The organism is Streptomyces sp. NPDC126499, assembly GCF_040302485.1.
Lineage (GTDB): Bacteria > Actinomycetota > Actinomycetes > Streptomycetales > Streptomycetaceae > Streptomyces.
Genome location: NZ_JBEOUO010000017.1, coordinates 119,755 through 145,465, shown reverse-complemented (window position 1 = coordinate 145,465; position 25,711 = coordinate 119,755). Strand labels below are relative to the sequence as shown.

26 protein-coding genes are annotated in these 25,711 nt (G+C 72.3%); 12 read left to right on the top strand and 14 right to left on the bottom strand.

Annotation, left to right across the window (positions count from 1 at the left end; all coding sequences use genetic code 11):
* Positions 1-164: 164 nt before the first annotated feature.
* Positions 165-560 carry a hypothetical protein gene (locus tag ABTZ91_RS24580; RefSeq protein ID WP_352079383.1) on the top strand — a complete coding sequence of 132 codons (396 nt, stop codon included), beginning with the start codon at positions 165-167 and terminating at the stop codon, positions 558-560.
* 10 nt (positions 561-570) lie between these two features.
* Here ABTZ91_RS24580 and ABTZ91_RS24575 read toward each other — a convergent pair whose 3' ends face one another.
* Both ABTZ91_RS24575 and ABTZ91_RS24570 read right to left on the bottom strand, forming a co-directional pair.
* Complete coding sequence (locus ABTZ91_RS24575) at positions 571-1,455, bottom strand: IS5 family transposase (RefSeq protein WP_352079382.1); 885 nt, start codon at positions 1,453-1,455, stop codon at positions 571-573.
* A gap of 102 nt (positions 1,456-1,557) precedes the next feature.
* Positions 1,558-1,761: a hypothetical protein gene (locus ABTZ91_RS24570; RefSeq protein ID WP_352079381.1), complete on the bottom strand. Its 204-nt coding sequence runs from the start codon at positions 1,759-1,761 to the stop codon at positions 1,558-1,560.
* 459 nt (positions 1,762-2,220) lie between these two features.
* Between ABTZ91_RS24570 and ABTZ91_RS24565 the strand changes: the two genes are divergently transcribed.
* Both ABTZ91_RS24565 and ABTZ91_RS24560 read left to right on the top strand, forming a co-directional pair.
* Complete coding sequence (locus ABTZ91_RS24565; RefSeq protein ID WP_352079380.1) at positions 2,221-2,772, top strand: RICIN domain-containing protein; 552 nt, start codon at positions 2,221-2,223, stop codon at positions 2,770-2,772.
* Between the two features lie 158 nt (positions 2,773-2,930).
* Complete coding sequence (locus ABTZ91_RS24560; protein ID WP_352079379.1) at positions 2,931-4,565, top strand: helix-turn-helix domain-containing protein; 1,635 nt, start codon at positions 2,931-2,933, stop codon at positions 4,563-4,565.
* A gap of 1,054 nt (positions 4,566-5,619) precedes the next feature.
* Here the strand turns inward: ABTZ91_RS24560 and ABTZ91_RS24550 are convergent.
* Positions 5,620-6,585 carry a pirin family protein gene (locus tag ABTZ91_RS24550; protein ID WP_352079377.1) on the bottom strand — a complete coding sequence of 322 codons (966 nt, stop codon included), beginning with the start codon at positions 6,583-6,585 and terminating at the stop codon, positions 5,620-5,622.
* Positions 6,586-6,722: 137 nt separating this feature from the next.
* Between ABTZ91_RS24550 and ABTZ91_RS24545 the strand changes: the two genes are divergently transcribed.
* From ABTZ91_RS24545 to ABTZ91_RS24535, 3 genes are all read left to right on the top strand, one after another.
* Positions 6,723-7,070 carry a tetratricopeptide repeat protein gene (locus tag ABTZ91_RS24545; protein WP_352079376.1) on the top strand — a complete coding sequence of 116 codons (348 nt, stop codon included), beginning with the start codon at positions 6,723-6,725 and terminating at the stop codon, positions 7,068-7,070.
* Between the two features lie 51 nt (positions 7,071-7,121).
* On the top strand, positions 7,122-7,646 hold the full coding sequence (locus tag ABTZ91_RS24540) for a hypothetical protein (protein ID WP_352079375.1): 525 nt from the start codon (positions 7,122-7,124) through the stop codon (positions 7,644-7,646).
* Positions 7,647-7,730: 84 nt separating this feature from the next.
* The gene (locus ABTZ91_RS24535; RefSeq protein ID WP_352079374.1) at positions 7,731-8,360 is read left to right on the top strand and encodes a DUF305 domain-containing protein; all 630 of its coding nucleotides are present in this window, start codon (positions 7,731-7,733) and stop codon (positions 8,358-8,360) included.
* Positions 8,361-8,515: 155 nt separating this feature from the next.
* Here the strand turns inward: ABTZ91_RS24535 and ABTZ91_RS24530 are convergent, their stop codons facing one another.
* Positions 8,516-10,165 carry an amidohydrolase gene (locus ABTZ91_RS24530; protein ID WP_352079373.1) on the bottom strand — a complete coding sequence of 550 codons (1,650 nt, stop codon included), beginning with the start codon at positions 10,163-10,165 and terminating at the stop codon, positions 8,516-8,518.
* A gap of 174 nt (positions 10,166-10,339) precedes the next feature.
* Positions 10,340-11,755: a cytosine permease gene (locus ABTZ91_RS24525; protein WP_352079372.1), complete on the bottom strand. Its 1,416-nt coding sequence runs from the start codon at positions 11,753-11,755 to the stop codon at positions 10,340-10,342.
* Positions 11,756-11,965: 210 nt separating this feature from the next.
* On the opposite strand from ABTZ91_RS24525, the gene ABTZ91_RS24520 reads away from it, so the two are divergent.
* Entirely contained in the window at positions 11,966-12,523 is a 558-nt protein-coding gene (locus ABTZ91_RS24520; RefSeq protein WP_407078019.1) for a TetR/AcrR family transcriptional regulator, read from the top strand.
* A gap of 138 nt (positions 12,524-12,661) precedes the next feature.
* Here the strand turns inward: ABTZ91_RS24520 and ABTZ91_RS24515 are convergent, their stop codons facing one another.
* Together ABTZ91_RS24515 and ABTZ91_RS24510 are read right to left on the bottom strand one after the other, a co-directional pair.
* Positions 12,662-13,585: a hypothetical protein gene (locus ABTZ91_RS24515; protein WP_352079370.1), complete on the bottom strand. Its 924-nt coding sequence runs from the start codon at positions 13,583-13,585 to the stop codon at positions 12,662-12,664.
* 50 nt (positions 13,586-13,635) lie between these two features.
* Entirely contained in the window at positions 13,636-15,186 is a 1,551-nt protein-coding gene (locus ABTZ91_RS24510) for an NAD(P)/FAD-dependent oxidoreductase (RefSeq protein WP_352079369.1), read from the bottom strand.
* Positions 15,187-15,308: 122 nt separating this feature from the next.
* On the opposite strand from ABTZ91_RS24510, the gene trxA reads away from it, so the two are divergent.
* On the top strand, positions 15,309-15,674 hold the full coding sequence (gene trxA, locus ABTZ91_RS24505; protein ID WP_352079368.1) for a thioredoxin: 366 nt from the start codon (positions 15,309-15,311) through the stop codon (positions 15,672-15,674).
* Between the two features lie 72 nt (positions 15,675-15,746).
* Here trxA and ABTZ91_RS24500 read toward each other — a convergent pair whose 3' ends face one another.
* The 6 genes from ABTZ91_RS24500 to ABTZ91_RS24475 form a co-directional block, all read right to left on the bottom strand.
* Positions 15,747-16,934: a thiolase family protein gene (locus tag ABTZ91_RS24500; RefSeq protein ID WP_352079367.1), complete on the bottom strand. Its 1,188-nt coding sequence runs from the start codon at positions 16,932-16,934 to the stop codon at positions 15,747-15,749.
* 182 nt (positions 16,935-17,116) lie between these two features.
* The gene (locus ABTZ91_RS24495; RefSeq protein ID WP_352079366.1) at positions 17,117-17,386 is read right to left on the bottom strand and encodes a hypothetical protein; all 270 of its coding nucleotides are present in this window, start codon (positions 17,384-17,386) and stop codon (positions 17,117-17,119) included.
* A gap of 228 nt (positions 17,387-17,614) precedes the next feature.
* Positions 17,615-18,637, bottom strand: a complete 1,023-nt coding sequence (locus ABTZ91_RS24490) for a LacI family DNA-binding transcriptional regulator (RefSeq protein WP_352079365.1) — start codon at positions 18,635-18,637, stop codon at positions 17,615-17,617.
* 194 nt (positions 18,638-18,831) lie between these two features.
* Positions 18,832-19,227 (bottom strand): hypothetical protein, encoded by a 396-nt coding sequence (locus tag ABTZ91_RS24485; RefSeq protein WP_352079364.1) that lies wholly within the window; start codon positions 19,225-19,227, stop codon positions 18,832-18,834.
* Between the two features lie 71 nt (positions 19,228-19,298).
* Positions 19,299-19,484 (bottom strand): hypothetical protein, encoded by a 186-nt coding sequence (locus tag ABTZ91_RS24480; protein ID WP_352079363.1) that lies wholly within the window; start codon positions 19,482-19,484, stop codon positions 19,299-19,301.
* Between the two features lie 186 nt (positions 19,485-19,670).
* Positions 19,671-20,492, bottom strand: coding sequence for a TIGR02452 family protein (locus tag ABTZ91_RS24475; RefSeq protein ID WP_352079362.1), 822 nt, complete (start codon positions 20,490-20,492; stop codon positions 19,671-19,673).
* Between the two features lie 129 nt (positions 20,493-20,621).
* Between ABTZ91_RS24475 and egtA the strand changes: the two genes are divergently transcribed.
* The 4 genes from egtA to egtD are packed head-to-tail and all read left to right on the top strand — an operon-like array spanning position 20,622 to position 24,929.
* Positions 20,622-21,890: an ergothioneine biosynthesis glutamate--cysteine ligase EgtA gene (gene egtA / locus ABTZ91_RS24470; RefSeq protein ID WP_352079361.1), complete on the top strand. Its 1,269-nt coding sequence runs from the start codon at positions 20,622-20,624 to the stop codon at positions 21,888-21,890.
* Positions 21,887-23,215, top strand: coding sequence for an ergothioneine biosynthesis protein EgtB (gene egtB, locus ABTZ91_RS24465; protein ID WP_352079360.1), 1,329 nt, complete (start codon positions 21,887-21,889; stop codon positions 23,213-23,215). The genes egtA and egtB overlap by 4 nt, the downstream gene beginning before the upstream one ends.
* On the top strand, positions 23,215-23,967 hold the full coding sequence (gene egtC, locus ABTZ91_RS24460; protein ID WP_352079359.1) for an ergothioneine biosynthesis protein EgtC: 753 nt from the start codon (positions 23,215-23,217) through the stop codon (positions 23,965-23,967). The genes egtB and egtC overlap by 1 nt, the downstream gene beginning before the upstream one ends.
* A complete protein-coding gene (gene egtD, locus ABTZ91_RS24455) occupies positions 23,964-24,929 on the top strand; it encodes an L-histidine N(alpha)-methyltransferase (protein ID WP_352079358.1) in 966 nt (321 codons plus the stop codon). Before egtC ends, egtD begins: the two co-directional genes overlap by 4 nt.
* Here egtD and ABTZ91_RS24450 read toward each other — a convergent pair.
* Positions 24,824-25,711: a lysophospholipid acyltransferase family protein gene (locus tag ABTZ91_RS24450; protein ID WP_352079357.1), complete on the bottom strand. Its 888-nt coding sequence runs from the start codon at positions 25,709-25,711 to the stop codon at positions 24,824-24,826. The genes egtD and ABTZ91_RS24450 overlap by 106 nt on opposite strands.

Here is a 25,711-nt window from a genome sequence, read left to right as displayed (position 1 = left end):
GACCTGCTGCAGTGCTGGACCGGCACCTGCACCACCTGCGGCCGACGCCTGCCCCGCAACAGAACCAGACTGAGAACCTAACGAAGCACTACTAGGGGCTGTCCGATGGGTCGTGAGAGCTGATCAAGGCTGTGGCCTAGTCTTCGCTGAACGAAGGGGGTCGCATGTCGCGCTACACAGCCGAAGCAGAGTCAGGGATGAAGGGGATCACGTTTCCCGCCTGGCACGGAAAGCACTACGTGACCCTGGCCGAGCTGCTGGTTCGCCTCGGCAGCTTCGGCCTGGGCCTGACCTGGCGCGTCGAACTCGACGAGTTCGTCGATCCTCGCTGTGTCGAGATGGAGAGAAGGTCCGCCGAATCCGGCATGGACACGTTGACGCTGTTGTCGTTGACGACCCCCTTCCTCCAGTTGATCGACGCCGAAGCATGTGGGTTCGTCGGGGACGAACTGGTGGTCGTTCTGACCGAAGTCGACAGTTCCTTGTGGGACGTCAGGGCTGTCGACGAGCGCGTACTCAGCGAACTTCGCCACCACTACCAAGATGCCAAGGACCTCTGAACGGGGAGCTTCACTCCGGGCGGAGCCATAGGCGGATCGCCGCCACGGTGACCGTTCCGTGGAAGACGTACGCGCGCTTGTCGAAGCGTGTGGCGACGGCCCGGAAGTTCTTGAGCCGGTTAATGGTCCGCTCGACTTCGTTGCGGCGGCGGTAGATCGTCTTGTGGAACCCTGTGGGCCGGCCGCCTTGGCTGCCGCGGCGCCGGCGGTTGGCCCGCTGGTCTCTCGGCTCGGGGATCGTGTGCTTGATCTGGCGTCTGCGCAGGTGACGCCGATTTCGGCGTGACGAGTACGCCTTATCGCCTCCGACATGGTCGGGCCGGGTGCGTGGTCGTCCACCAGCCTGCCGGGGTACGCGGATCTCTTCCAGAACGGGAATCATGTGCGGTGCGTCCGCCCACTGGCCGGGCGTGATGACAAACCCGAGCGGACGGCACCCGCCTTCTCCGGCGAGGTGGATCTTGCAGGTGAGGCCGCCTCGCGAACGTCCCAGGGCCTCATCGGAGCGGTGACGTGCCGGGCTCCTGCGCCGACCCGGGATCTTCGGGGCACGAGTGGCGGCGCCAGCCGCGTGCTGATGAGCGCGGCAGGTCGTGGAATCGACGCTGACCATGCTCCAGTCGATCCGGCCCTCGGCGTCGGCGTCGGCCTGGACGGCCCGCAGAATTCTCTCCCACGTGCCGTCCGCCGACCACCTTCGATGCCGATCGTGAACCGTCTTCCAACTACCGAAGCAGGAAGGCAGGTCCCGCCAGGGCAGGCCGGTCCGCTGCCGGAACAGAATCCCGTTGATCACACGACGGTGGCACTGCCAGCGTCCTCCCCGCCCGCGATTCGCCGGCAAGTGTGGCTCCAGACGAGCCCACTCTTCATCCGAAAGATCTCCCCGCCCCATGCCCCACGGAATGAGTCCCCAGCAGGAGCGTCACGCGACCCATCGGACACGACCTAGGCCGGTGCGGTCACCGCTCGCCTGATCCGGTGCCCGACAAGACGCTCAGCCGCCTCCAGCGGGTACCAGCCCGCGCCGCGTCACCTCGGACTCCTGGATGCGTCCGACGTCACCGCGGACCGTGGTGAAGGCGTATCCGATGTCCAGGTGGTAGGGCTCCGGCTCGTCCTTGCGCGGTCGGGACGGCACCTTGCCGTACTCGATGTAGACAGGCGTCGGCGAGACCACGCAAACCTGTCGGGAGTCCATGCCGGTCTCCTCCGTCAGCTCGCGCACCGCTGCCTCGACCAACTGCCTGGATTCGGGCAACGAGCACGTGCACAGTCAGCTCCAGCAAGGTGCGCGGTGTTCGGGAAGTCCGCACTCTACAAGCTGGGGCCGAGTCGCTACACGCCAACGCGCCCGCCTCGGCATCCGTAGCAGCGCCATCGGTGTTTCGACCAACCACCCTTCCTGTCGACGCCGTTGCGGGAGACAGGTCGATGCAACCCTCACGCCTTCCCGCCCGCGCCATCTCAGGGTGAGGTCTGTTTGTTTCATGGCTCGTCATGGGGTGCGCAACAACGCACGGGCATCGAATTGTTGTGCCGTGCCAGCGTCCGGTTGGCACGCAAGCAGGACATCACCCTTCGCCGCCCTGTGCGCGGCTGATTGGAGAATCACGTGCAAATCACGTTGCGCGGGTGGGCCATACGCCTCCTCGCAACCGTGCTGATCGCGGCCACGGCGGTTGTCACCCAGACCTCCGCGTCCTCTGCCGCGGCAGCCGTTCCCGCCGTTGTCACGGCCGCCGGCGAGACGTCAGCATCACTCGTCGGTGCCGGCCCCTTCGGCGCCCAGGCCGTGACACTGCGCCGACTCAAGAGCGTGGCCACCGGGTTCTGTGTCGATGACAGCATCGAAGGGCTGAGGCACTGGACGTGCCAGGACCGGCACGGCAAGTACGCCGACTTCCAGAAGTTCGAGCTGACGCAGTTCATCGGAGAGACGTACACGCTGAGGAACCGCGCCACCGGGTTGTGCATGGACGACAGCAACGCCAATCTGCGTCACTTCCACTGCCACGAGCAGTCGAGCCCGTACGCCCACTTCCAGCGCTGGAGCAGGTGGAAGAACGACGACGGCACCTACGGTTTCCGGAACTGGGCCACGGACCGCTGTCTGGACGACAGCCTCGGGGCAAACTTGCGCACGTTCCAGTGCCACCCCCCGGAAGGCGACTTCAGCAACTTCCAGAAGTTCATCCTCGACTCCTACTAGAGCCTCGGATGGCTGTGCAATGCCCGCGCCGCCGCCAGCGGCGCGGCTTGCGCTTCCGCGCCTGCGTCCTGGTCTCGGTCCGAAACCAGCCTTGTGTGCGGCATGGGCGCCGGTGTTGGGTGACGATTCGGCCTGCAAAGGGTCAGTAGGGAGGTGTCGTGGGGCGCCGAGAAAAGTCTCTGGACGCGGCTGCAGGACCGGTGGCGGAGTTCGCTCTCGCCCTGCGCAGGCTCAGGCAGGCAGCAGGGAGTCCGACGTACGCGGAGATGGCCGACCGGCCGGGATCCTACTCAGTGGCCACGCTCTCCCGGGCGGCGGGCGGTGAGCAGCTGCCGACCCTTCCCGTTGTTCTCGCTTACGTCGTCGCCTGCGGGGGAGACGAGGCCGATTGGCAGGCACGCTGGCATTCGGTAGTCGAGCGACTGTACGCAGCCCGCGCACAAGAGGAGAACGACGCGGCTTGTCCGTACCGGGGCCTCTCTCGGTACGAGCCCAGCGACCGGGATGTGTTCTTCGGACGCGACAGACTCATTGACGACCTCGTGATCCTCTCTCGTGAGCACCGGATAGTCACCGTCTTCGGCCCTTCCGGGAGCGGCAAGTCCTCACTTCTGCGCGCCGGCCTCGTGCCCCGCCTGCAGGACCTCGACCCGGCTCCTGCCGCGATCCGCCTCCTCACTCCCGGAGACAGATCTCTGACCCGGCACTGCCACCTCCTCGTACCTGCCGACGCCCCCGGTGACACCTGGCTCATAGTCGACCAATTCGAAGAGATCTTCACACTCTGTCAGGAAGGCGAACGCACCTCGTTCCTCAACGCTCTTCTCGCCGCTGGCGTCCCGGGCGCCCGCATACGTGTAGTCCTCGGCATACGGGCGGACTTCTATCCGCACTGCCTCGCCCACGCCGGCCTGGCGCAAGCCGTGCGCGATGCCAGTCTCCCGATCACGCCGATGACCCGCGACGAACTACGCCAGGTCATCACCGGCCCTGCCTCCGCCCGAACCCTCGCTGTCGAACGCTCGCTGACCACACGACTCATTGATGAAATCCACGGCCAGGACGCTGGGCTGCCCCTGCTTTCGCACTCTCTGCTGGAAACGTGGCTCCGCCGGCACGGTCGGACGCTCACTCTGGATGCATATGAGCGCTCCGGCGGGGTCCACGGCGCAATCGCGCGCACTGCCGAGGCCGCGTACGAGCGGCTCGATCCTTCCCAGACCGAGATCGCCCGACGCATTCTGCTTCGTCTGATCACTCCCGGCGAGCCAGGCCGGCCCGACACCTGCCGGCCAGCGGACCGCAGCAGCCTGGGGCCCGTCGGCCCGGTCCTCGATGAACTGGTCAGGGCGCGACTCGTCACCATCGACGCGGACACCATCGCACTCGCACACGAGTCTCTCATGACCGCCTGGCCACGACTGCACAACTGGATCGAGCAGGACCGCGAGAAGCTGCGGCTGCGTCGCTGGCTGACTGAGGCCGCGGAGGCATGGGAAGCGGTGGGCCGCGACCCCGGTGTGCGGATATCACCGGTCCGACTCGCTCAGGTTGGCATCTTCGCCACAGCGGTCGGCCGCAGCGAACTGACCGCGCTGGAAGTCAGTTTCCTCGATGCCGGAATCGCAACCCATCGCCGGACCATTCGCAGCCGGCGGAGAGCTCAAGCCGCGATGTCGCTGCTGACGGCTCTGGTACTCGTCACCGGAAGCATGGCATGGCAGCAGAGTCGCACCGCCAGGAGCACAGGCCCCGTGCCACGACTTCGTCAGCCACGCCAACGGCGGACTTGATCAGGCAATCCGCACCAGTCGACGAGCGGAACGTCGACGGCGGGTGCGAACACGCCGGAAGCTCGGCGAAGAACCCGGACGCCGGCTCCGCCACCCCCCGGCGCTGTCCAGCCGCACATACGGGCGGACCGGGTTGGCCACCTCCACCAGTGCACCGGTCCGTGGCAGCACGAAGCCGATCAGATCCCGAGAGGGATCACCCGTCTCAAACATGATCGGAAGCTCACAGCAACTCGCCTCCTGAACTGCGGTTACGTGTCAACTGGTTCAGTCCACACCGCAATCCCGATCAAGGTATACCCGGCTACCGAGAGCCACTCGAATTTGTTCCGCCAGTTCCACACCGCTCACGACGGCCGGATCCGATACCGGAAGGTGTGCGAGCTGGACGGCGAGCAGCTGGACCAGGCGGCAGAGATGACCCGGGCTATGAGACCGCGGTGGGCACCATCGTGCCGGCAGTGACGAGGACCTGCACGCGTTGCCGCTGCCCACGCTTGCTGGCACGACTCCCAAGGAGTGAGTTCTAACCCCTCGTCCACTGCGCGCATGACGTCGGCGACCCTGCTGTACTCGGCCGCGCCCTGATCCACAAAGCCGGTCACAACTGGCTCAACGACGCCCTGACCTCGATCGGCTGCAAGCTCGACGAGGCGGCGATGTTCCACTCCCCTTGGAGAAACTCACGAAGGCCCGCGTTCGGATTCCTCCACGCCTGCTGGACCTTCCCCCCTGCCCATGATCTACACCGCCCGAGTCCTCACCGAAAGCAGTGGCGACATCCACCGCTTCCCGGTCGGCCACGTCGACCAGCAGCGCCGGCTGCTCGAGACCACCACGACCGATCACGCGAGGCCCTCGCGCTCATTCCCCACCACGGGCCCCAGCAGCGCCTACACAAGGTGTACGCCGAGCCCTCTCCCTGTAACCCCTCAGCCAGGACCCGGTTCCCCGCCCAATGGCGCGGAACACCGCCGGCCAGCCCCGGCCGAATGAGGCTGGCCGCCGGAGGCAGTACCGGGCCTCGCTCGGCCGTAAGGAGAAGAGCCCCAGGTCAGCGCACCCGACCCCGGGCCTTCAGTGGAGTTGCCGGTACCTCGGGGGCGGCCAGGCGCCCGCCGTCGTACCCCTTCACCTCGCCGAAGCGGTCGCCGTCCATCCAGTCCTCGCGCGCCTGGCGGATCTCCTCGTCCGTGCGTCCGACGAAGTTCCACCACATGACGATCTCCTCCTCGAACGGCTCGCCGCCCAGGAGCATCAGGCCCGCGTCGGAGGTGGCGCGCAGGGGGAGTTCGGTGCGGCCGCAGCCGAGGTAGAGCATGGAGCCGGGGAGCACGGGGACGTCGTCGACGTGGGCCTCGCCGGACATGGACAGGACCGCGTACTCGAAGTCGGGGTCGAGCGGGAGGCGGGCCTCGGTGCCGGCGGTCAGGGCCAGGTCGGCGCCGGTGAGGGGGGTGTAGGCGGTACCCGGGGAGACCGCGCCGTCGAGCGCGCCGAGGATGACCGTGGCGGTCAGGCCCGGTGCCGTTACCTGCGGGAGCTCGGCGTGGTGCTGGAAGTGCGGCTCGACGTGGCGGTGCGCGTCGGGGAGCGCCACCCACAGCTGGGCGCCGTGCAGATAGCGGGCGTGGGGCCGCGGGCTCTCCTCGGAGTGGGAGATGGCCCGGCCCGAGGTCATCAGGCCCAGTTCGCGCGGGCGGATGGTCTGCAGGCTGCCGGTCGAGTCGCGGTGCAGCACCTCGCCCTCGTGCAGCCAGCTGACGGTCTGCAGGCCCATGTGCGGGTGGGGCGGGACCTGCATGCCGGGCTCGTCGGCGATGTCGTCCGGGCCGTAGTGGTCGACGAAGGCCCAGGCACCGACCATGCGGCGGCCGAGGTTGGGGAGCAGCCGGCGGACCTCCGTCGATTCGCCGAGCTGGACGTGGCGCGGGCTGAGGAGTTCTCGTACCGGTTCGGCGACGACGAAGCCCCGGCCACCGCAGACCTGGAGCGTGGCCTGGCGATCAAGATTGCTCATGGCGTTCAACCTATTCCTGTCGGGGTGCCGTGCGGGGCGGACCCGCGCCACAATATTGGTGGAATTTTCAACGACCCCGTCGGGTTGACGCCACCGGAACACCGGTCGACCGGTCCCGACGGCAGAGAGAGTGAACGGTGAGCGAGGAGACGTACTACGAGTTCGGCACGGCGGCCGACCGCTGGGGTCGGGCACAGCTGTTCTTCGAGGCCAAGGAGTACCTGACGGCCGCCCGCATCCTGCGCGGCCTGGTCGCCGAGCACCCGGACCAGACGGCCCAGCGCCTGCTGCTCGCCCGTGCGTACTACCACTCCGCCCAGCTCACCCGCGCCGAGGAGGAACTCCGGGCCGTCCTGGAGCGCGACCCCGTCGAGTACTACGCCCGGCTCATGCTCGGCCGCACCCTGGAGCGGCAGGGCCGCGCCGCGGAGGCCGCGCCCCACCTGCGGCTCGCCGCCGCCATGAGCGGTGACACGGTGGAGTGACACGCCGACCCGGGCGGGTACCGCCTGGGGGTATCCGCTATGGTCGGTCCCGTGCACGTGGGACGCGAGCGACACCGACGTACCCGAGCAGCCGGCGCCCTCGCGCACCTGCTGCTCGTCGTCGTGCTCGCCCTGGGCGTCTTCATGATGCACTCGACGGGGCATCCGGAGGGGTCGCCGGGCGGGGACACCACCACCGGCGGCTCGGGCGCACACCACTCGGCCTCCCTGGCTTCGGGTGCACACGACACGGGTGTACGTGATGCGGGTACGCACGCTTCGGGCGCGCACGATGCGGTGGGCGCCGGGCGTGCCTCGCACGAGCCGGCGGCCCTCGGCGCGGCCCCGCACGGCCCGTCCTCCCACGACTCCGGCGGCACGGGAATGAACATGACCACGCTCTGCGTGGCTGTCCTCGGCGGCGTCTGGCTGATCGCCGCGCTCGTCCGGGCCGCCCTCGTCCGCCGTACCGTACGGGTCGACGAGCTGCCCGCCCGGCTGCTGGCCGCCCTGGGCCCGAACGCCCCACCGCCCCGGCCACCCGACCTCGCCCGGCTGTCCGTTCTGCGGATCTAGGCCGTTCCGCCGCCGCGGGCGCTTCGCGCTGCCCGCAGACGCGTTCGACCCTTCCCAGAACCACAGCACAAGAGGTGTACACGCATGCGTGCCTTCCACAACCCCGCCGTCCGCAAGCTCGCCCTGGTCGGCGCCGTCGCCACCGCCGGGCTCCTGCTCTCCGCCTGCGGCTCCGACGACTCCACGAACGGCATGGACCACGGCGCCACGGCCTCGGCCACCGCCTCCCCTTCCTCCTCCGCTTCCGCCGCCTCCGCTGGGACGTTCAACGACGCGGACGTGACCTTCGCGCAGATGATGATCCCCCACCACGAGCAGGCTCTGCAGATGGCCAAGCTCGCCGACGGCCGCGCCGAGGACCCGGAGATCAAGAAGCTCGTCGGTGAGATCGAGAAGGCGCAGGACCCCGAGATCCAGAAGATGCGGTCCTGGCTGAAGGCCTGGGGCAAGCCTGAGTCCATGGGTCACGGCGGCCACGGCATGTCCGGGATGGTGTCCGACACCGACATGGCGGACCTCGCCGCCTCCAAGGGCAAGACGTTCGACCGCAAGTTCGCCGAGCTGATGATCGCGCACCACGAGGGCGCGGTGGAGATGGCGAGGACCGAGCAGAAGGACGGCAAGGACCCGGCCGCGAAGAAGGTGGCCGACGACGTGGTCCGGACGCAGGCCGCCGAGATCGCGCAGCTGAAGAAGATCCTCGAACGGCTCTGACCGGCCCTTCCTCTGACCGGCCCTTCCTCTGACGGGTCCTTCTCTGACCGGCGGTCCCGCGCCTCGTGCGCGGGGCCGCCCGTCCCTCGGTCACTCCCGTAACGTCACCGCCCCGCACCCAGCCCCCACCCCCACCCTCGCTCCCGCGCGGCCCGTCACGCCGTGTGGACGACCTCGCCCCCCACCACGACGGTCTCGGCGACCGTGCCCGGGATGTCGTCGGGGTCGGCGCGCAGGATGTCCCGGGAGAGGACGACGAAGTCGGCGAGCTTGCCGACGGACAGCGAACCGCGCTCGTCCTCCAGGAAGTTGGCGCGGGCCGAACCCAGGGTGTAGCCCTCGACGGCCGTGGTGACGTCGAGGGTCTCGCCGGGGGTCCAGGCGTCGCCGCCGCCGGGCGGTCGGCGGGTGACGGCGGCGTGGATGCCGATCATGGGGTCCATCTCGGCCACGTTCCAGTCGCTGGACAGGGCGAGCAGGGCGCCGGCGCGGTGCAGGCTGCGCAGGGGCCATGCCTTGTGCCAGCGCTCGGGGCCGATGTTCTCGGCCCAGTCCTGACCGGGGCCGGCGATGTCGGGGGCGGCGTGGCGGGGCTGCATGCAGGCGGTGACGCCCAGTTCGGCGAAGCGCGGGGTGTCGGCGGGGTCGAGGCATTCGACGTGGACGATCTGGTGGCGGGCGTCGCGGGGGCCGTTGGCGGCGCGGGCCGCCTCGACGGCGTCGAGGACGGTGCGGATGCCCCGGTCGCCGGTGGCGTGCACGAAGCACTGGAAGCCGCGCGCGTCGAGACGGGTGAGGAGCGCGGCGAACTCCTCGGGCGGGTAGAACGTGTCGCCGCGGTGGTGGCCGCAGCCCGCGTACGGTTCGAGCAGGGCGGCGGTGCGCGGCTCGACGACGTCGTCGATGTAGAGCTTGAGCGGTCCGACGCGCAGCCGGTCGTCGGCGAACTCGCGGGCCGCCGCGGCGAACTCGTCCAGTTCGGCGTCGCTGGTGCCGCGCGGGTGGAAGAGCGCGGCGACGATCCGGGAGCGGAGCCGGCCCTCGGTGCGGGCGCGCCGGAACAGGGCGAGGTCGTCGAGGGAGTTCTGGGGTTCGACGACGGTGGTGATGCCGTAGCCGATGGCGGCGTCGAGGCTCTTGGCGAGGCGCCCGTACTGGCGGTCCGGCGAGGCCCAGGGGACGCCGAGTTCGCGCAGCGCCCTGTGGCCCTCGCGCGAGAGGCCCTTGATGGCGAAGTCCCGCACGAAACCGGTGGGTTCGCCGGTCGCGGGGTCGGTGACCGCGGTGCCGAAGGGCAGCTCGGTGCGGTCGGCGCGGATGCCGAGGCGGCGCAGGGCGGCGGTGTTGAGCCAGGCGGTGTGGACGTCGTAGCTGAGGACGAGGGCGGGGGTGTCGCCGGTGACGGGGTCGAGGTCGGCGGCGGTGGGCATGCGGCCGCCGGGGATCGCGGAGTAGTCGAAGGCCTCGGCCTCGATCCAGGGGGCGTCGGGGTGGGCGGCGCGCCAGGCGCGGACGCGGGCGTGGATCTCGTCGAGGTCGCGGGCTCCGGCGAGTTGGACACAGGCGTCGTCGGAGCCGAGGCGCACGTGGTTGTGGGCGTCGACGAAACCGGGCAGGACGAGCCGCCCGCCCGCGTCCAGGACGCGGGTGTCGGGCCCGGCCCAGGCGTCGGCCTCGGCGCAGTCGCCGATCCAGACGATCCGTCCGTCGCGGACGGCGAACGCCTCGGCCTCGGGCAGGGCGGAGTCGACGGTGTGCACGCGGGCGTGGGTGAGGAGGAGGTCGGCGGGGGCTGGGCGGTTCATACGGGTCTTTCTCCAGGTGCGGTACGGGGTGGGGCGCGGGGCCGCGCTCGACGGGTCAGGCGGGCCGCGGCTCGGTGGGTGAGACGGGCCCCGGATCGGTGGGTGAGGCGGGTCGCGGCTCCATGGGTCAGGCGGGCCCCGGCTCCATGAGCCAGGCGGCCCCGGCTCGGTCGGTCAGGCGGGGAGGGGGCGGGCGGTGCGGCGGGCCAGGAGGACGTACACCGCGGCGGAGACGACGGCGCCGAGGAGGGAGAGGTCGGCTCCGCCGAGCGGCGCCACGAGCGGGCCGGTCCACAGGGCGGAGTCGCAGGTGAGCGCGGCGAAAAGCATGCCTGCGAGGAGGGCGGTGAGGCCGGCCGGGTGCCAGCCGGCCCGGTACCAGTAGGCCCCGTGTTCGCCGGCGTGCAGCGCGGCGGAGTCGTACGTGCAGCGCCGCAGCACCATGTCGGCGAGGAAGACGCCGCCCCACGGGGCGAACACGATGATCAGGAGCGAGAGGAAGGAGAGCAGCGAGGTGGTGAAGTCGGTGAGGAAGAGGGCGCCGAGGGAGCCGGCCGCGGTGACGACGGCACTGATGACGATGGCGCGGGCGCGGCTCCAGGGGATGCCGAGGACCTGGAGGTTCAGGCTGGAGGAGTAGAGAGTGATGATCGAGTTGGTGATCGAGCCGCCGAGGACGAGGGCGAGGAAGAGGGGCTGGAACCCGCCGGGCAGCAGGTCCGAGGTGCCCGCGACCGCGTCGGTCATGTCGGTCTGGGTGGCGGCGGCGACGCCGGCGACGCCGAGGGCCACGGAGGAGACCAGGCCGCCGAGGCCGCCGCTCCAGGTCAGTGCCTTGAGGGAGGTGGTGCGGGGCAGGTAGCGGGTGTAGTCGGCGGGCATCGGTACGTACGAGAAGGGGCCGGCGAGCATGACGACGAACGCCAGGCTCCAGGCGGACGGGCCGGGTACGGCGGCCGGGGCGGCGGTGTCGGCGCCGGGCAGGACGAAGACGAGCAGGGCGGCGAAGCCGACGGCGAGGGCGTAGGCCATCCAGCGTTCGGCCCACTGGACGGTGGCGTGGCCCCACAGGGCGACGGCGAAGGTCAGGGTGAGGGTGACGGCGAGCGCGAGGGCGCGCGGGAGCCGGCCGCCGCTCCAGCCGAGCTCGGCGAGGAGGGCTTCGAGGGCGAGCGTGCCGACCACGGTGTTGACGATGGTGTAGCCGATGCTGACGACCCAGTTGAGCAGGCCGGCGGGCCAGTTGCCGCGGACGCCGAAGGCGGCGCGGGAGATGACGAGGGTGGCGGTACCGGTGCGGACGCCGCTGAGTCCGGCGGCGCTGATGACGAAGAAGGAGAGCCCGCCGAGCACGACCACGGCGGTGGCCTGCCAGAAGGAGAGCCCGAAGGCGACGGCGAGGGCGCCGTTGATGACGTAGGTGAAGGTCAGATTGGATCCGAACCAGAGCCAGAAGAGGTCCTTGGCCCCACCGTGCCGTTCGCCGTCGGGGATGGGGTCGATGCCGTGGCCCTCGACCTGGAAGACCTCGTCGCGACCCGCCGCGCCGGCCGTGCCCGCCGTCGCGGGCGCCGTCTCGTGTCCGAGCACTCCGCACCTCCTTCGTGACTGCTCACTTCTTGAATGACGTTCTAACTCTTTGAACGGCATTCAAGATGGAGGCTGGATCCGGCCACGTCAAGACCCCGGTGGATTGCGGTTAGGGTCGACCCGTACGCGGGAGTCGGCACGAGGACGGGAACGGTGGCAGGGGCAGCACGGGCCGGGCGGCGGCGGGACGGGAGCATCACGCGGGAGCGGATGCTCGAAGAGGCCATGACCGCCATCGCCGAGGACGGCCTCGGCGCGCTCACCATGTCCGCGCTCGCCGAGCGCCTCGGGACCAGTGGCGGCCACATCCTCTACTACTTCGGCAGCAAGGACCTGCTGCTGCTCGCCGCGCTGCGCTGGAGCGAGGCGGCCCTCGCCGAGGAGCGGCGGCGGCTGCTCGCCCGCAGGGTCACCGCGCCCCGTCGGCTCGACCTGTTCCTGCGGCTCTATCTGCCGCGCGGTCCGCGCGACCCGCGCTGGACGCTCTGGATCGAACTCTGGGCGCGCATTCCGGCCAACGAGGAACTGCGCGCCGCGCAGGCGGAACTCGACCGGGGCTGGCAGGACGACCTGGAGGCCCTGCTCGCCAAGGGCGTCGCCCAGGGACACTTCGCGCCGACGGACGTGACCGCCCGCGCCTCCGAACTCCTCGCCCTGCTCGACGGGTTGAGCACCCGGGTGGTGCTCGGCGAGGAGTCGGGCCGGGACGCCAGGAGCGCTCTGGACGCCGCCCGGGCGGCGGCGGAGCTGCTCGTGCCCCGGCCTTGAGCGTCGACTTTCAGGCCCGTCGGATCTGGGGCGTCGCCCCTCGGGCCCCTCGGGTCGGGGGCGTCCCTCGGGCCCCCAGCGTCTGAGCGTCGGCCCGCAGGCCCCTCGAGTGCGGGGCGCCGGCCCTCGGGTCTGGTCTCAGCTCTCGGGCGGCGGCTCCCAGGGCAGCGGCTCGACGGGGGCGAAGGGCCAGGCGGGCGCGCCGGGGTGACGGCTCGTCTGCTCGGCGTACCAGAGGACCTGCTCCGTGTGCAGCGCCGGACGGGAGAGCCGCGCGAGCGCCGGGTGGCGGGCCGTGACTGCCTGGGCCACGAGCAGGACCGCCTCGGCGTCCGACCCCGGGTCGCCGGGGCGGGCGTGCGGCACGCCGTACCACTCCGCCACCGACCGCAGCGAGCGCCTGCCGGGACGGTAACGGTCGACGTGGCGGTCGAGAACGAGCGGATCGCAGACGGGCGCCACACCGGCGGGGACGCGCTCGGTGAGCGGGGCGAGGCCGTGGCGGAGGAGCTCGGCGTGCAGGGTCGTCAGAACGTACGGGGCGAACCAGACGACCAGCAGTTCCTTGGCGGCGAGGTGGGCGGCGACGAGGGTGGCGAGCTCGTCGAGGGCACGGTGGGGCGGGAGGGCGGTGGGCGGGATATCGGATCCGATATCCGGGAGGTTGGATCCGTCGAGGTCCCGGATACTGGATCCCATCTCCCCACGGGCATCGGATCCGACATCCGAAGATGGGATATCGGATCCCGGATCCACGATCCAGTCGTACGCCGTCCCGTCGCTGCCCCGCAGCGCCGCGGATCGGATCCGATCGACGGCCGGCCGGTACCCGGTGGATCCGATGTCCAACGCCAGCAGGCGCCGCCGGTGCCAGCCGGGGTGGTCTCCGGGCGGGGGCGGGCCGGGCTCGGGAGCGTGCTCCGGGTGGTAGACCTCCCAGGCCTTGGCGCCGTGCCGCAGCACGCCGGCGCCCGCCGGGACCGGGCCGCCGCAGCGGGCGCAGGAGGCGTCGTACTCGTTGGCGCGCTCCCCCTGCGCACGCCCCCCTTGCGCACGCTCCACCTGAGAACTCTCCCCCTGAGCGCGCTCCCTCCCGTCCCGCTCCCCGGGGCTCACGCCGTGCCCGCCCCGTCCCGGTACGCCTCCAGGAGCCGCAACCAGGCCTCGCTCAGGGTCGGATAGGCGGGAACGGCGTGCCAGAGGCGGGTGATCGGGACCTCGCCGGTGACGGCGACGGTTGCCGAGTGGAGGAGTTCGCCGATGCCGGGTCCGACGAAGGTGGCGCCGATGACGGTCTCGCGGTCGAGGTCGACCACCATGCGCGCGTGGCCTCGGTATCCCTGGACGTACAGACCCGCGCCCGCGACCGCCGTCAGGTCGAGGTCCACGGCCCGCGCCCGGCGCCCCGCGGCCTCGGCGGCGGCCAGGGTGAGTCCGACGGAGGCCACCTCGGGATCGGTGAACACGACCTGGGGGACGGCCGCGTGGTCGGCGGTGGCGCTGTACGGGCCCCAGGGGCCGTTCACCGAACCGTCCCCGGAGCCCGTTGAGCTGTCCCTCAAGCCCGCGGAGCCGTCCCCGGAGCCGTTCCCAGCACCGCTCGCCGAACCGTCCGCGGAACCGTTCCCGGCGGCCCGGGCGGCGATGGCGGCGCCCGCGATCCGTGCCTGGTACTTGCCCTGATGGGTCAGCAGGGCACGGTGGTTGACGTCCCCGACGGCGTACAGCCAGTCATGGCCCTCGACCCGGAGGCTGTCGTCGACCGAGAGCCACGAGCCGGGTTCCAGACCGACCGTCTCCAGGCCGATGTCCTCGGTGCGCGGCCGCCGGCCGGTCGCGAAGAGCACCTCGTCGCCCTCGACCCGGTCGCCGCCCTCCAGGACGACGGTGACGGGTCCGGTGTGGCCGTCCCGTACCACCGCGGCGACGGTGGCGCCGGTGCGGATCTCCGCGCCGCGTTCCGTGAGGGCGGCGGCGACGTGTTCGCCCGCGAACGGCTCCATCCGGGGCAGCAGTCCCTCGCCCCTCACGAGCACGGTCACCCGCGAGCCGAGCGCCTGCCAGGCGGTCGCCATCTCCGCGCCGACCACTCCCCCGCCGACGACGACGAGCCGCTCGGGCACCCGGCCGGAACTGGTCGCCTCGCGGCTGGTCCAGGGCCCGGCGGCGGGCAGGCCCGGCAGATCGGGGAGGACGGCGCGGCTGCCGGTGCACACGGCGACGGCGTGCCGGGCGGTCAGGACGTGGCGGTCGCCCTCGGGTCCCTGGACGGTGACGCGGCGGGGCCCGTCGAGCCGGCCGTGGCCGCGGTACAGCTGGGCCCCCGTGGACGCGACCCACTCCACCTGGCCGTCGTCCTTCCAGTCGCCCACCACGGAGTCCCGGTGGGCCAGCACCTCGTGGGCGTCCAGCGGCCCGTAGGCGTGGCCGCGCAGTCCCGGTGTCCGGCGAGCCTCGGCACGGACGATGGCGGGCCGCAGCAGCGCCTTGCTGGGCATGCAGGCCCAGTACGAGCACTCGCCGCCGACCAGTTCGCCCTCGACCACCGCCACGGTGAGCCCGGCCGCCCGGACCCGGTCCACCACGTTCTCGCCCACCGGTCCCGCGCCGAGGACCACCACGTCGTACGCGTGCGCGTGTTCGTTCTCCGCCGCTCGTGTCATGGTCCAAGTCTGCGGGTGCCGGTGTGGAATAGCGCGGCTCGATACGCCGTTGTGCGGGGTGAGTCCCCAGGGGACCGTGAAGACCGCAGGTGACTGGCACTGGACCCCGAGAGGTAGGAAGCATGAGCACCGTAGAGCTCACCAAGGACAACTTCGACCAGATCGTGAGCGAGAACGACTTCGTTCTGATCGATTTCTGGGCTTCCTGGTGCGGTCCCTGCCGTCAGTTCGGCCCCGTCTTCGAGGCCGCCTCCCAGCGCCACGAGGACCTGGTCTTCGCCAAGGTGGACACCGAGGCGCAGCAGGAGCTGGCGGCGGCGTTCGAGATCCGCTCGATCCCGACCCTGATGATCGTCCGCGACAAGGTCGCGATCTTCGCCCAGCCCGGCGCGCTGCCGGAGGCCGCCCTGGAGGACGTCATCGGCCAGGCCCGCAAGCTGGACATGGACGAGGTGCGCAAGTCCATCGCCGAGGCGCAGCAGAAGTAGCGGCGGTAGCCGACGGCCGTCGAGGGGTTCCGGAGCGTCTCCGGAACCCCTCACGCGTCTCGTACGGGGCGGTCAGCGCTCCAGGACCAGGGCCAGGCCCTGACCGACGCCGATGCAGAGCGCGGCGAGGCCCGTGCCGGAGCCGGCCGCCGCCAGCTGGTGGGCGACCGCGCCGGCGAGGCGGGCGCCCGAGGCGCCCAGCGGGTGGCCGATCGCGATGGCGCCGCCGCGCGGATTGACCACGGCGGGGTCGAGTTCCGGCCACTCGGCCAGGCAGCCCAGGGCCTGGGCGGCGAAGGCCTCGTTCAGCTCGAAGGTCGTCAGGTCGGAGAAGTCCCGGCCGGCCTTGTCCAGGGCCCGCCGCACCGCCTCGACCGGGCCGAGCCCGAAGAGCTGCGGCTCGATGCCGGTGACGGCGGAGGCGCGGATCCGGGCCAGCGGCTCGCGGCCGGTCTCGCGCAGCCCGGCCTCGTCGACCAGGAGCAGGGCCGCCGCCCCGTCGTTGAGCGGGGAGGCGTTGCCGGCCGTGACCGTGCCGCCGTCGGGGCGGAAGGAGGGCTTCAGCTTGGCCAGGGCCTCCGGGGAGGTGGAGTCGCGGATGCACTCGTCCCGTACGAGCTCGACGCCCTCGTAGGGGACGACCTCACCGTCGTACAGACCCTTGGCCCAGGCCTCGGCGGCCTTGCGGTGGCTCGCGAGGGCGAAGGCGTCCTGCTGCTCGCGGCCGATGGCGTGCTTGTCGGCGACGAGCTCGGCGCCCTCGCCGAGGGAGACGGTCCACTCGGCCGGCATCCGCGGGTTGGTCATCCGCCAGCCGAGGGTCGTGGAGTGCAGCTGCTGGTGGCCGGCCGGGAAGGCGCGTTCGGGCTTCTGCAGCACCCACGGGGCGCGGGACATCGACTCGACGCCGCCGGCGATGGCGACGGAGGCGTCGCCGAGGGCGATGGCGCGGGCGGCCTGGATGACGGCCTCCAGGCCGGATCCGCAGAGCCGGTTGACGGTCACGCCCGGCACGGAGGTGGGCAGACCGGCGAGGAGGACGGCCATGCGGGCCACGTCGCGGTTGTCCTCGCCGGCGCCGTTGGCGTCGCCGAAGTACACGTCGTCGACCCGGGTCGGGTCGAGGTCCGGGGTGCGGTCGACGAGGGCGCGTACGACGTGGGCGGCGAGGTCGTCGGGCCGGACGGAGGAGAGCGCGCCGCCGAACTTGCCGATCGGGGTGCGGACGGCGTCGACGATGTAGACGTCGCGGATGCTCATCGGTTCTCTCCCACGGGACCTTCGCGTACGGGCAACGGGGCGGGGAGTCGGAAACACGCCGAACGCCCCCGGGCTCGCCCGGTGTTCCCTTCGCCGTTCGCCGCGATGTTCGCCTGGTGAAGTAATCTTCGCCCCCCGCGGGCCCGAGTCTCCGCCGGTGCGCGCCTTCTGTCAACGCCCCTTCAGGCCGTCTCGGGCCCTCTGATCAGCGCCGTCAGTCCGTAGTCGAGCTCGCGGCCGTCCACGAGCAGTGCCTCCACCGTGCGCGTCTCCGGGTCGATGTCGGCCATCAGCCCGTGCCCCTCGTAGATCGGGTAGCCGGACTCGCCGGTACGGCCGGTCGCCTCGACGACCGCCGAGCGCACGGCGCTGTCCTCCACGGAGGCGCCGCCGCGGTCGTCCACGTGGGACGGCACCAGAAGGATCTCGAAACGCTTCGGATGTGTGCTCATGGATCGACGCTAAGCCGACCGCGCGGCCCCGGCCTCCCGACGCCGCCGGGTCCCGCCGCCGGGCCGGCTCGTCCGGGCCGCTTCGGCCGGTCAGGCGCGTCCGGGCCGACTCGGCCGGGACGGCGCCCGACACCGCCGGGCTCCCGCCCCCGGACCGGCTGGAGCGGACCCGCTCATGCGGGACCCTCAACCGGATCCACTCTGCCAGGCCCGCTCAGCCGGATCCGCTCAGCTGGACTCGCGGTGCACGATCCGCGAGGCGAGCAGTTCCCGCCGCTCGGGCGCCGCCTCCGGGTCGCGGACCGCCCGGTCGACCAGTTCGGCGAGCTCCTGGCCCCGCACCATGTCGATGTGCACCGTGCTGAGCCGGGGCCGCAGCAGCCGCCCGAGCACGAGGTCGTCCGAGCCGACCACGGCCGTCTCCCCCGGGACGGCGACGCCGGCGTCCTGGAGGGCCCGCATGAGGAGCATCGCGTACTCGTCGTTGTAGCCGAAGACCCCGTCGAGGCCGAGCTCGCGCCAGCGCGCGGCGAGCTCGTTCGCGGGCTCCTCCTCGTACCGCAGCGGCAGCGGTACGACGGTGGCGCCGGCCTTGTCCGCCGCCGCCCGCACGCCTTCGAGCCGCGGCACGGAGAACATCTCCAGGCCGGGTTCCTCGGGCATCACGACCCCGACGGCCCGGCAGCCGCGCTCGACCAGGTGGGCGCCGGCCACCCGGCCGACCGACGTCTGGTCCATGACCAGCGCGTGGGTGCCGGCGATCTGCTGCGGGCCCACCGTGATGACGGCCTTGGCACCGGCGCGCCTGAGCAGTTCCACCCCGGACGGCGTCAGTCCCACCTGGCCCAGCGAGACCACCGCGACCGGTCGCAGCTCGGCCCAGGCGCGGGCGGCCTCGTCCGCCTCCAGGCCCACGCTCGCGTACTGCACCACCGTGTAGTCCAGGCGGCGCAGGGCCCACTGGAGCTCGTTGAAGAAGCGGCTGTACAGCGGGCCGATCGGCACGTGCGCGGTGGGCATCAGGACCATCCGGCTGTGCCCCGCGCGCAGGCTCCGGGCCGCGGCGTGCGGTACGTAGCCGAGCTCCTCGGCGGCCTCGCGCACCCGGCGACGGGTGGGCTCGCTGATCCGTACGGCCGCGGTGTTGTTCAGGACGTAGCTCACGGTGGCCCGGGAGACCCCCGCGAGCCGGGCCACATCGGCGCTGGTGGGGACGGAACGTCCGGCGGACTGCTTGGGTGACTGGCTCATCGCTCCGGCATCTTTCCAGAACGATCCGGTCCCGGCTCTGGCGGATGGCCGGAATCGAGTGCCACACAGGGTTTACACGCGTCATTGACACGGGTCATCACCCATGGCTCCCGGGGACGGCATGTGACGGTACGGGGCGGGGCCCGGCGCCGGTGTGGCGCCGGGCCCCGCCCCGCGGGTCCGCGTGCCGCTCGTCAGCAGCTCTCGTTCTTCATCACGGCGCCCAGGACGATGGTCCCGGTGACGGCGGCCCCGGGTGCGGGCTCCTGGGTGCAGATCTTCCAGTCGGCGGCGGCCGACGACTGGACCGGCACCATCCGGCCCTGGCCGGAGACGTCCTCGAACCTCATGCTGCCCGACAGTTGGCCGTAGGCGCCGGCGACGCTTCCGCCGATGAGGTCGGGCATGCCGCCGCCCTCCGCCGGCTGCTCGGGCGGGGCGGTGGTGGCCGTCGGGACGGTGTCCACCGAGACGACGGCCGTCGGTTCGGTCTGTCGGGACGGTTCCGCCGGTGAGGTGCAGGCGGTGAGTCCGGCGAGCAGGGCGACGGCGAGGACGGCGACGAGACGAGTGGTGCGCGTGGTGCGCATGTGCCCCCCTGGGACGAGCGGGAAAGGGGGTCCATCATCCACGCACCGTCCCGACGGTGTTCGCGCGCCTCTCAGTTGTGCCCGAACTTGCGCTCTTTGCGGTGGGCGGGGGCGTCGACGGCCGGACGCGGCGCCTCGGAGGAGGACGAGCGGGGCGTCTCCTTCGCCGAGACCGCCGCCCGGTGCTCGTGGCCTCCGGTGCGGGCGCCCTTGTTGACCCGGGTCTGTTTCTTGCCCACGATCGTGCCTCCCGTCATGGAAGATCTCGCTTCCCAGACTCGCACGGGAGTACGAAAGCCGCATGTCAGACGGTGGGTCGGGCGTCTCGGACGGTGGGTCGGGCGTCTCGGACGGTAGGTCGGGCATGTCGGACGGTGGGTCGGTGGCTCAGTGAGTCGGTGGATCGGCCGGTCAGCCGGTCCGTCAGCCAGTCACTCACTCACTCAGCGGAAGACCCGCCGGAAGGCGCCGAGGGTGCTCTGGTCGCGGGTGCGGTCGAGGATCGCGAAGACGACCTCGTCGAAGTGACGGGCGAAGCGGCCTTCCCCGGTGAGCAGCGTCCTGAAGGCGGTCGCGACCCCCGCGGGGTCGTTCTGGAAGACTCCGCAGCCCCAGGCGCCGAGGACCAGCCTGCGGTAGTCGTGGGCGGCGGCGGTCTCCAGGACCCGTTCGGCGCGGGCGGCGAGGGCCGCGGGGACCCGATCGGCGAGCTCCGGGGTGCGGCGGCGGATCACCCCGGCGTTGGGCGCGGGCGAGGTGAGGAAGCCGACCGTGAACGGCTCGGCAAGCAGGGTGCCGCGGTCGTCGCGGAAGACGGGAACCGCGGGCGAGTGGATGACCCGGTCGGTGTAGAAGGCGTCCCGTTCCGCCCGGTGGTGGTCGTAGTACGCGGGGGCGCGCAGCAGGGTTGCGTAGAGGGCGGAGGAACGGCACAGGGCCTCCTCCTGGGCCTGGGCGCCGTTGAGGTAGCCGCCGCCGGGGTTGCGGGCGGAGGCGAAGTTGAGGACCGCCACGGGGGCGCCGGGGTCGGCGCGGGTCATGCGGCGGGCGGCGGCGAGGCTGCTCTCGTCGGTGACCTGGAGGGTGGTCGTGCGGTCGGTGCCGGGGGTGACGGCGACGGGTTCGGGGCCGTGGAGGCGGGTTCCGGCCAGTGCGGCGGCCAGCTGCTCGGCGAGGGGGACGATCCGGCCGTCCGGGGCGGTGTAGCGGCCGGCCGCCACGATCTCCTCGGTCTCGCGGGCCAGGGCCCGCAGTCGTGCGCTCATGACCCGAAAGCATGATCGACCGGCGTCGGGGGCGGCAACGGGTTTTCCCGGCCGCGCGCGGGAGGCGGTCTTGCACGCCGGTGCCGGGTGGCTTTAGGTGGAATCAGCGCTTTCCCAGGAGGTGGAGCGATGACGGCACCGTCGTCGGACGGCATACCCCGGGGTGGTCCTCCTCTGACCGAGGAGGAGGCCGAGGACCTACTGCGATGCATCTGCTTCAAGACGGGACCGCCGCGGGCGGTCGGGGTCGAGTTGGAATGGCTCGTCCACGAACTGCGTGATCCCCGCCTTCCCGTCCCGCCGCGCCGGCTGGCGGCGGCGATCGACACCGTACGGGCCGTGCCGCTGGTCGCGGCCCTCACCTTCGAACCCGGTGGGCAACTGGAGCTCAGCTCGCTGCCCGCGGCCTCCCTCATGGAGTGCCTGGACTCGCTGGCCGCCGATCTGCGGGCGGTGCGGGAGGCGCTCGCCCCGCTCGGACTCGGCCTCAGCGGCTACGGGGTGGACCCGTGGCAGGCGCCACGCGCGCGCGTGCTGCACGAGCCGCGGTACGACGCCATGGAGGCGGCCCTCGCCAGGAACGGTCCCGCCGGGCGGGCCATGATGTGCGAGTCGGCCTCCGTGCAGATCTGTCTCGACGCCGGCCTCGACGGGCCGGGGCCGCTCGGCTATCGGCAGCGCTGGCGGCTCGCGCACCTGCTGGGCGCGGTCCTGGTGGCGGCGTTCGCCAACTCTCCCGTGCACGGCGGCCGCCGGACGGGCTGGCGGTCCACCCGGCAGGCGCTGTGGACCGACCTCGACCCTTCACGGACCCTGGCGCCGCCGCCGGACGGCGAGCCGCGCGCCGAGTGGGCGGCGCACGTCCTCGACACCCCCGTGCTGTGCGTACGGACCCCGGAGGGGCCCTGGGCGGTGCCGGAGGGGCTGACGTTCCGGGAGTGGCTGCGCACGGGCCGGCCGCGGCGGGCCGACGCGGACGACCTGCGCTATCACCTGACGACCCTCTTCCCGCCGGTGCGGCCGCGCGGGCACCTGGAGCTGCGGATGATCGACGCACAGCCGGGCCTGGACGGCTGGATGGTGCCGGTGGCGGTGACGACCGCCCTGTTCGAGGACCTCCGGGCCGCGGAGGCCGCCCATCGGGCGGTCGGGCCGCTGGAGGCGCTCGCCGGTGACGGCCCGGCCCCGCGCAACCCGCTGTGGCGGGCGGCGGCCCGGGACGGTCTGGCCGATCCGCTGCTGCACACGGCGGCGCTCGCGGTGTTCGGGGCGGCCTTGGAGGCGCTGCCGCGGATCGGGGCCTCGGCCGAGGTGGTGGCGGCGGTGGCGGCCTTCCACGAACGCCATGTGCTGGGGGGCGGCTGCCCCGCAGACGAGCTGCAGGAGGTGGCGTCTTGACCGCGCCGGAGACGACACCCGACGAGGCCGCGCTGCGGTCACGCGCGGTGGCGGCGCTGACCACGGCACGGGAGCGCACCGCGCTGCTCACCTCCTGCGTGGACGACGCCGAACTGACGGCCCAGCACTCGCCGTTGATGTCCCCGCTGGTGTGGGACCTCGCGCACATCGGCAACCAGGAGGAGCAGTGGCTGTGGCGGGCGGTGGCCGGCCGTGAGGCGCTGCGGCCCGAGATCGACTCGCTGTACGACGCCTTTCAGCACCCGCGCGCGGCTCGACCCTCGCTGCCGCTGCTCGCGCCCGCCGAGGCGCGGGCGTACGCGGCGGACGTACGCGACCGGGTCCTGGGCGTCCTCGACGGCACCCGCCTGGAGGCCGGCCCGCTGGTGGAGTCCGCCTTCGCGTTCGGGATGATCGCGCAGCACGAACAGCAGCACGACGAGACCATGCTGATCACCCATCAGCTTCGTAAGGGTCCCCCGGCTCTCACCGCGCCCGCACCGCCCGACACGGTCGCGGACCCGCCGGCGGACAGCGAAGTGCTGGTGCCGGGCGGCCCGTTCACGATGGGCACCTCCGACGAGCCGTGGGCGCTCGACAACGAGCGTCCCGCGCACACCCGGATCGTCCCGGCCTTCTTCATCGACACCACGCCCGTGACCAACGGCGCGTACCAGACCTTCATCGCCGACGGCGGCTACCACGACGAGCGCTGGTGGCTGCCGGAGGGCTGGGCGCAGATCCGCGAGCACGGCGTCGAGGCACCGCTGTTCTGGCGGCGCGAGGGCGGGCAGTGGCTGCGCCGCCGGTTCGGGGTGACCGAGCCGGTCCCCGAGAACGAGCCGGTGCTGCACGTCAGCTGGTACGAGGCCGACGCCTACGCCCGCTGGGCCGGGCGGCGGCTGCCCACGGAGGCCGAGTGGGAGAAGGCGGCCCGCCACGACCCGGCGACCGGCCGGTCCCGGCGCTATCCGTGGGGCGACGCCGACCCCGGTCCCGTACAGGCCAATCTGGGGCAGCGGCACCTGGGGCCCGCGCCGGCCGGGAGCTATCCGGAGGGCGCCTCCCCGCTGGGCGTGCGCCAGCTGATCGGTGACGTGTGGGAGTGGACGGCCAGCGACTTCCTGCCGTATCCGGGGTTCCGGGCCTTCCCGTACAAGGAGTACTCGGAGGTGTTCTTCGGGCCGGCGCACAAGGTGCTGCGGGGCGGGTCGTTCGCCGTGGACCCGGTGGCGTGCCGGGGCACCTTCCGCAACTGGGACCTTCCGGTGCGGCGGCAGATCTTCTCCGGCTTCCGCACCGCGCGGACCGCGGAGCCGGTCTGATGTGCCGGCACCTGGCCTACGTCGGCGCGCCGGTGGCCCTCGGCGAGCTGCTGCTGCGGCCTCCGCACTCGCTGGAACGGCAGGCCTGGCAGCCGCGGACGCAGAGCAGCGGCCTGGTGAACGCCGACGGTTTCGGGGTCGGCTGGTACGCGGAGGGCGACCCGGTGCCCGCCCGTTATCGCGGGACCGGACCGCTGTGGGGCGACCTCTCCTTCGCCGACCTGGGGCGCGTGGTGCGCTCCGGGGCGCTGCTGGGCGCCGTGCGGGGCGCCACGGTGCCGGGGGCGGACGGGGAGGCGGCGGCGGCCCCGTTCGCCGCGGACCGGTGGCTGTTCAGCCACAACGGGGCGGTGCCGGGGTGGCCCGGGTCGCTCACCGCGCTCGCGGCGACGCTGCCGGCGGCCGAGCTGCTGTCCCTGGAGGCGCGGACCGACTCGGCCCTCGTGTGGGCGCTGGTGCTGCACCGGCTGCGGGCCGGGGACGCGCCGGACCGGGCGCTCGCCGACACCGTGCGGGAGGTCGCGGAGGCCGCTCCCGGCGCCCGCCTGAACCTGCTGCTCATGGACGGGGCGACGATCGCGGCGACGGCGTGGGGGAACTCGCTCTGGTATCTGACCGGGCCCGGCCGGACGGTCGTGGCCTCCGAACCGTACGACGACGATCCGCGCTGGACGGAGGTGCCGGACCGGACGGTCCTCGCCGCCTCGTCCGCCGAAGTCGTCCTCACCCCGCTCAAGGAGCCCTCGCCGTGAGCCCGTTCCAGCTGACCCGCTCCCTCGCCGAGGACGCCGCGGACGCCGCGCTGCGCGCCGACGTGCTCCACGGCCTGACCCACGATCCGAAGGAACTGCCGCCGAAGTGGTTCTACGACGCGCGCGGCAGCGAGCTGTTCGAGGAGATCACCCGGCTGCCCGAGTACTACCCGACGCGGGCCGAGCGGGAGATCCTCGAGTCCCGGTCCGAGGAGATCGCGGCGGCGACCGGGGCGCGGACGCTGGTGGAGCTGGGCTCCGGCTCGTCGGAGAAGACCCGCCATCTGATCGACGCGCTGCTGCCCGGGCTGGCCGCCTACGTGCCGGTGGACGTGAGCGAGTCGGCGCTCAAGGGCGCGGGCGAGGCGCTGGCCGCCGAGCGGCCGGGGCTGCGGGTGCACGCCCTGGTCGCCGACTTCACCCATGGTCTCGACCTGCCGGACACCCCCGGGCCGCGTCTGGTGGCGTTCCTGGGCGGCACCATCGGCAATCTGCTGCCCGGGGAGCGGCGCGAGTTCCTGCGGGCGGTCCGCGGGATGCTGTCACCCGGTGACGCGCTGCTGCTGGGTACGGACCTGGTGAAGGACGAGGCGACGCTGGTGGCCGCGTACGACGACGCGGCGGGTGTGACGGCCGCCTTCAACAAGAACGTGCTCGCGGTCATCGACCGGGAGCTGGGGGCGGACGCCCGCCCGGAGGACTTCGACCACGTGGCGCTGTGGAACCGGGAGCGCGAGTGGATCGAGATGCGGTTGCGGGCGCGGCACGCGCTGTCGGTGAAGATCCGGGAGCTCGATCTGGTGGTGTCCTTCGAGGAGGGCGAGGAGCTGCGGACCGAGGTGTCGGCGAAGTTCCGTCAGGAGGGGGTGCGCACGGAGCTCGCGGAGGCGGGACTGTCGCTGGCCCGCTGGTGGACGGACAGGGAGGGGAGGTTCGCGCTCTCCCTGGCGACGGTGGACTGAGCGGCGCGGGCGAGGGTGCGGCGGTCTGGATATCGGAGACTGGATATCGGGTCCAATATCCGGATCTCGGCGTCGAGTCGCCGCGCCGTCGCGATCCGCCACAGCGACGCCCCGAGGGTGTCGTCCCCGACGAACGCGGCGGGGCCGGCGGGCCGGTAGTCGATCCGTACGGGTTGGATATCGGATCCGGCGTCCAGTGCGGCCTGGAAGGAAGCCGGCCGGAAGACGCCGCTCGCCCGGCCGCACCAGGTGGAGCCCTCCGGGAAGACGACGATCCGGCCGCCGGCGGCGAGGACGTGGGCCATCCCGGCCACCGTGGCGGGCAGGGTCCTGAGCCGGTCGCGGTCGATGAAGAGGGTGCCGCCGAGCGCGGCGAGCGGGCCGAGCAGGGGCCAGCCGCGCACCTCGCGCTTGGCGAGCATCCGCCCCGGGAGCACGGCGGCGACCAGCGGGATGTCCAGCCAGGAGACATGGTTGGCGACGACCAGGAGCGGGACGCCCTGGGGCGCCGGCCGGCCGGTGACCCGGACCCGTACGCCGAAGGCCCGCAACACGGCCCGGCACCAGCAGCGGACGAGCGCGAGGCGCCCGGCCGCCGGCAGCGGGGCCGCGAGCGGGGCGAGCAGCACACCGAGGAGCACGGCGGCGAGCCCCGCTGCCAGCCGCAGCACACCCCGGCCGGTCCCGGCGCGCGGGGCGTCAGGGCCGGGGTGGGCGGCGCACCGGCCGGGCGTGCACGGCGCCGTGGGCAGCCACGGCGAGGGGCCGGTGAGGAGGCTCAC

Coding starts and splice junctions, on each gene's coding strand:
- ABTZ91_RS24475 (WP_352079362.1), bottom strand. CDS start 20,492: ATGAGCGCACGACTGCGGGCCCTGGCCCGCGAGACCGAGGAGATCGTG.
- ABTZ91_RS24485 (WP_352079364.1), bottom strand. CDS start 19,227: ATGCGCACCACGCGCACCACTCGTCTCGTCGCCGTCCTCGCCGTCGCC.
- trxA (WP_352079368.1), top strand. CDS start 15,309: ATGAGCACCGTAGAGCTCACCAAGGACAACTTCGACCAGATCGTGAGC.
- ABTZ91_RS24530 (WP_352079373.1), bottom strand. CDS start 10,165: ATGAACCGCCCAGCCCCCGCCGACCTCCTCCTCACCCACGCCCGCGTG.
- egtC (WP_352079359.1), top strand. CDS start 23,215: ATGTGCCGGCACCTGGCCTACGTCGGCGCGCCGGTGGCCCTCGGCGAG.
- ABTZ91_RS24520 (WP_407078019.1), top strand. CDS start 11,966: ATGCTCGAAGAGGCCATGACCGCCATCGCCGAGGACGGCCTCGGCGCG.
- ABTZ91_RS24550 (WP_352079377.1), bottom strand. CDS start 6,585: ATGAGCAATCTTGATCGCCAGGCCACGCTCCAGGTCTGCGGTGGCCGG.
- ABTZ91_RS24535 (WP_352079374.1), top strand. CDS start 7,731: ATGCGTGCCTTCCACAACCCCGCCGTCCGCAAGCTCGCCCTGGTCGGC.
- ABTZ91_RS24570 (WP_352079381.1), bottom strand. CDS start 1,761: ATGGACTCCCGACAGGTTTGCGTGGTCTCGCCGACGCCTGTCTACATC.
- ABTZ91_RS24495 (WP_352079366.1), bottom strand. CDS start 17,386: ATGAGCACACATCCGAAGCGTTTCGAGATCCTTCTGGTGCCGTCCCAC.
- ABTZ91_RS24510 (WP_352079369.1), bottom strand. CDS start 15,186: ATGACACGAGCGGCGGAGAACGAACACGCGCACGCGTACGACGTGGTG.
- ABTZ91_RS24500 (WP_352079367.1), bottom strand. CDS start 16,934: ATGAGCATCCGCGACGTCTACATCGTCGACGCCGTCCGCACCCCGATC.
- ABTZ91_RS24490 (WP_352079365.1), bottom strand. CDS start 18,637: ATGAGCCAGTCACCCAAGCAGTCCGCCGGACGTTCCGTCCCCACCAGC.
- ABTZ91_RS24575 (WP_352079382.1), bottom strand. CDS start 1,455: ATGGGGCGGGGAGATCTTTCGGATGAAGAGTGGGCTCGTCTGGAGCCA.
- egtA (WP_352079361.1), top strand. CDS start 20,622: ATGACGGCACCGTCGTCGGACGGCATACCCCGGGGTGGTCCTCCTCTG.
- ABTZ91_RS24480 (WP_352079363.1), bottom strand. CDS start 19,484: ATGACGGGAGGCACGATCGTGGGCAAGAAACAGACCCGGGTCAACAAG.
- ABTZ91_RS24580 (WP_352079383.1), top strand. CDS start 165: ATGTCGCGCTACACAGCCGAAGCAGAGTCAGGGATGAAGGGGATCACG.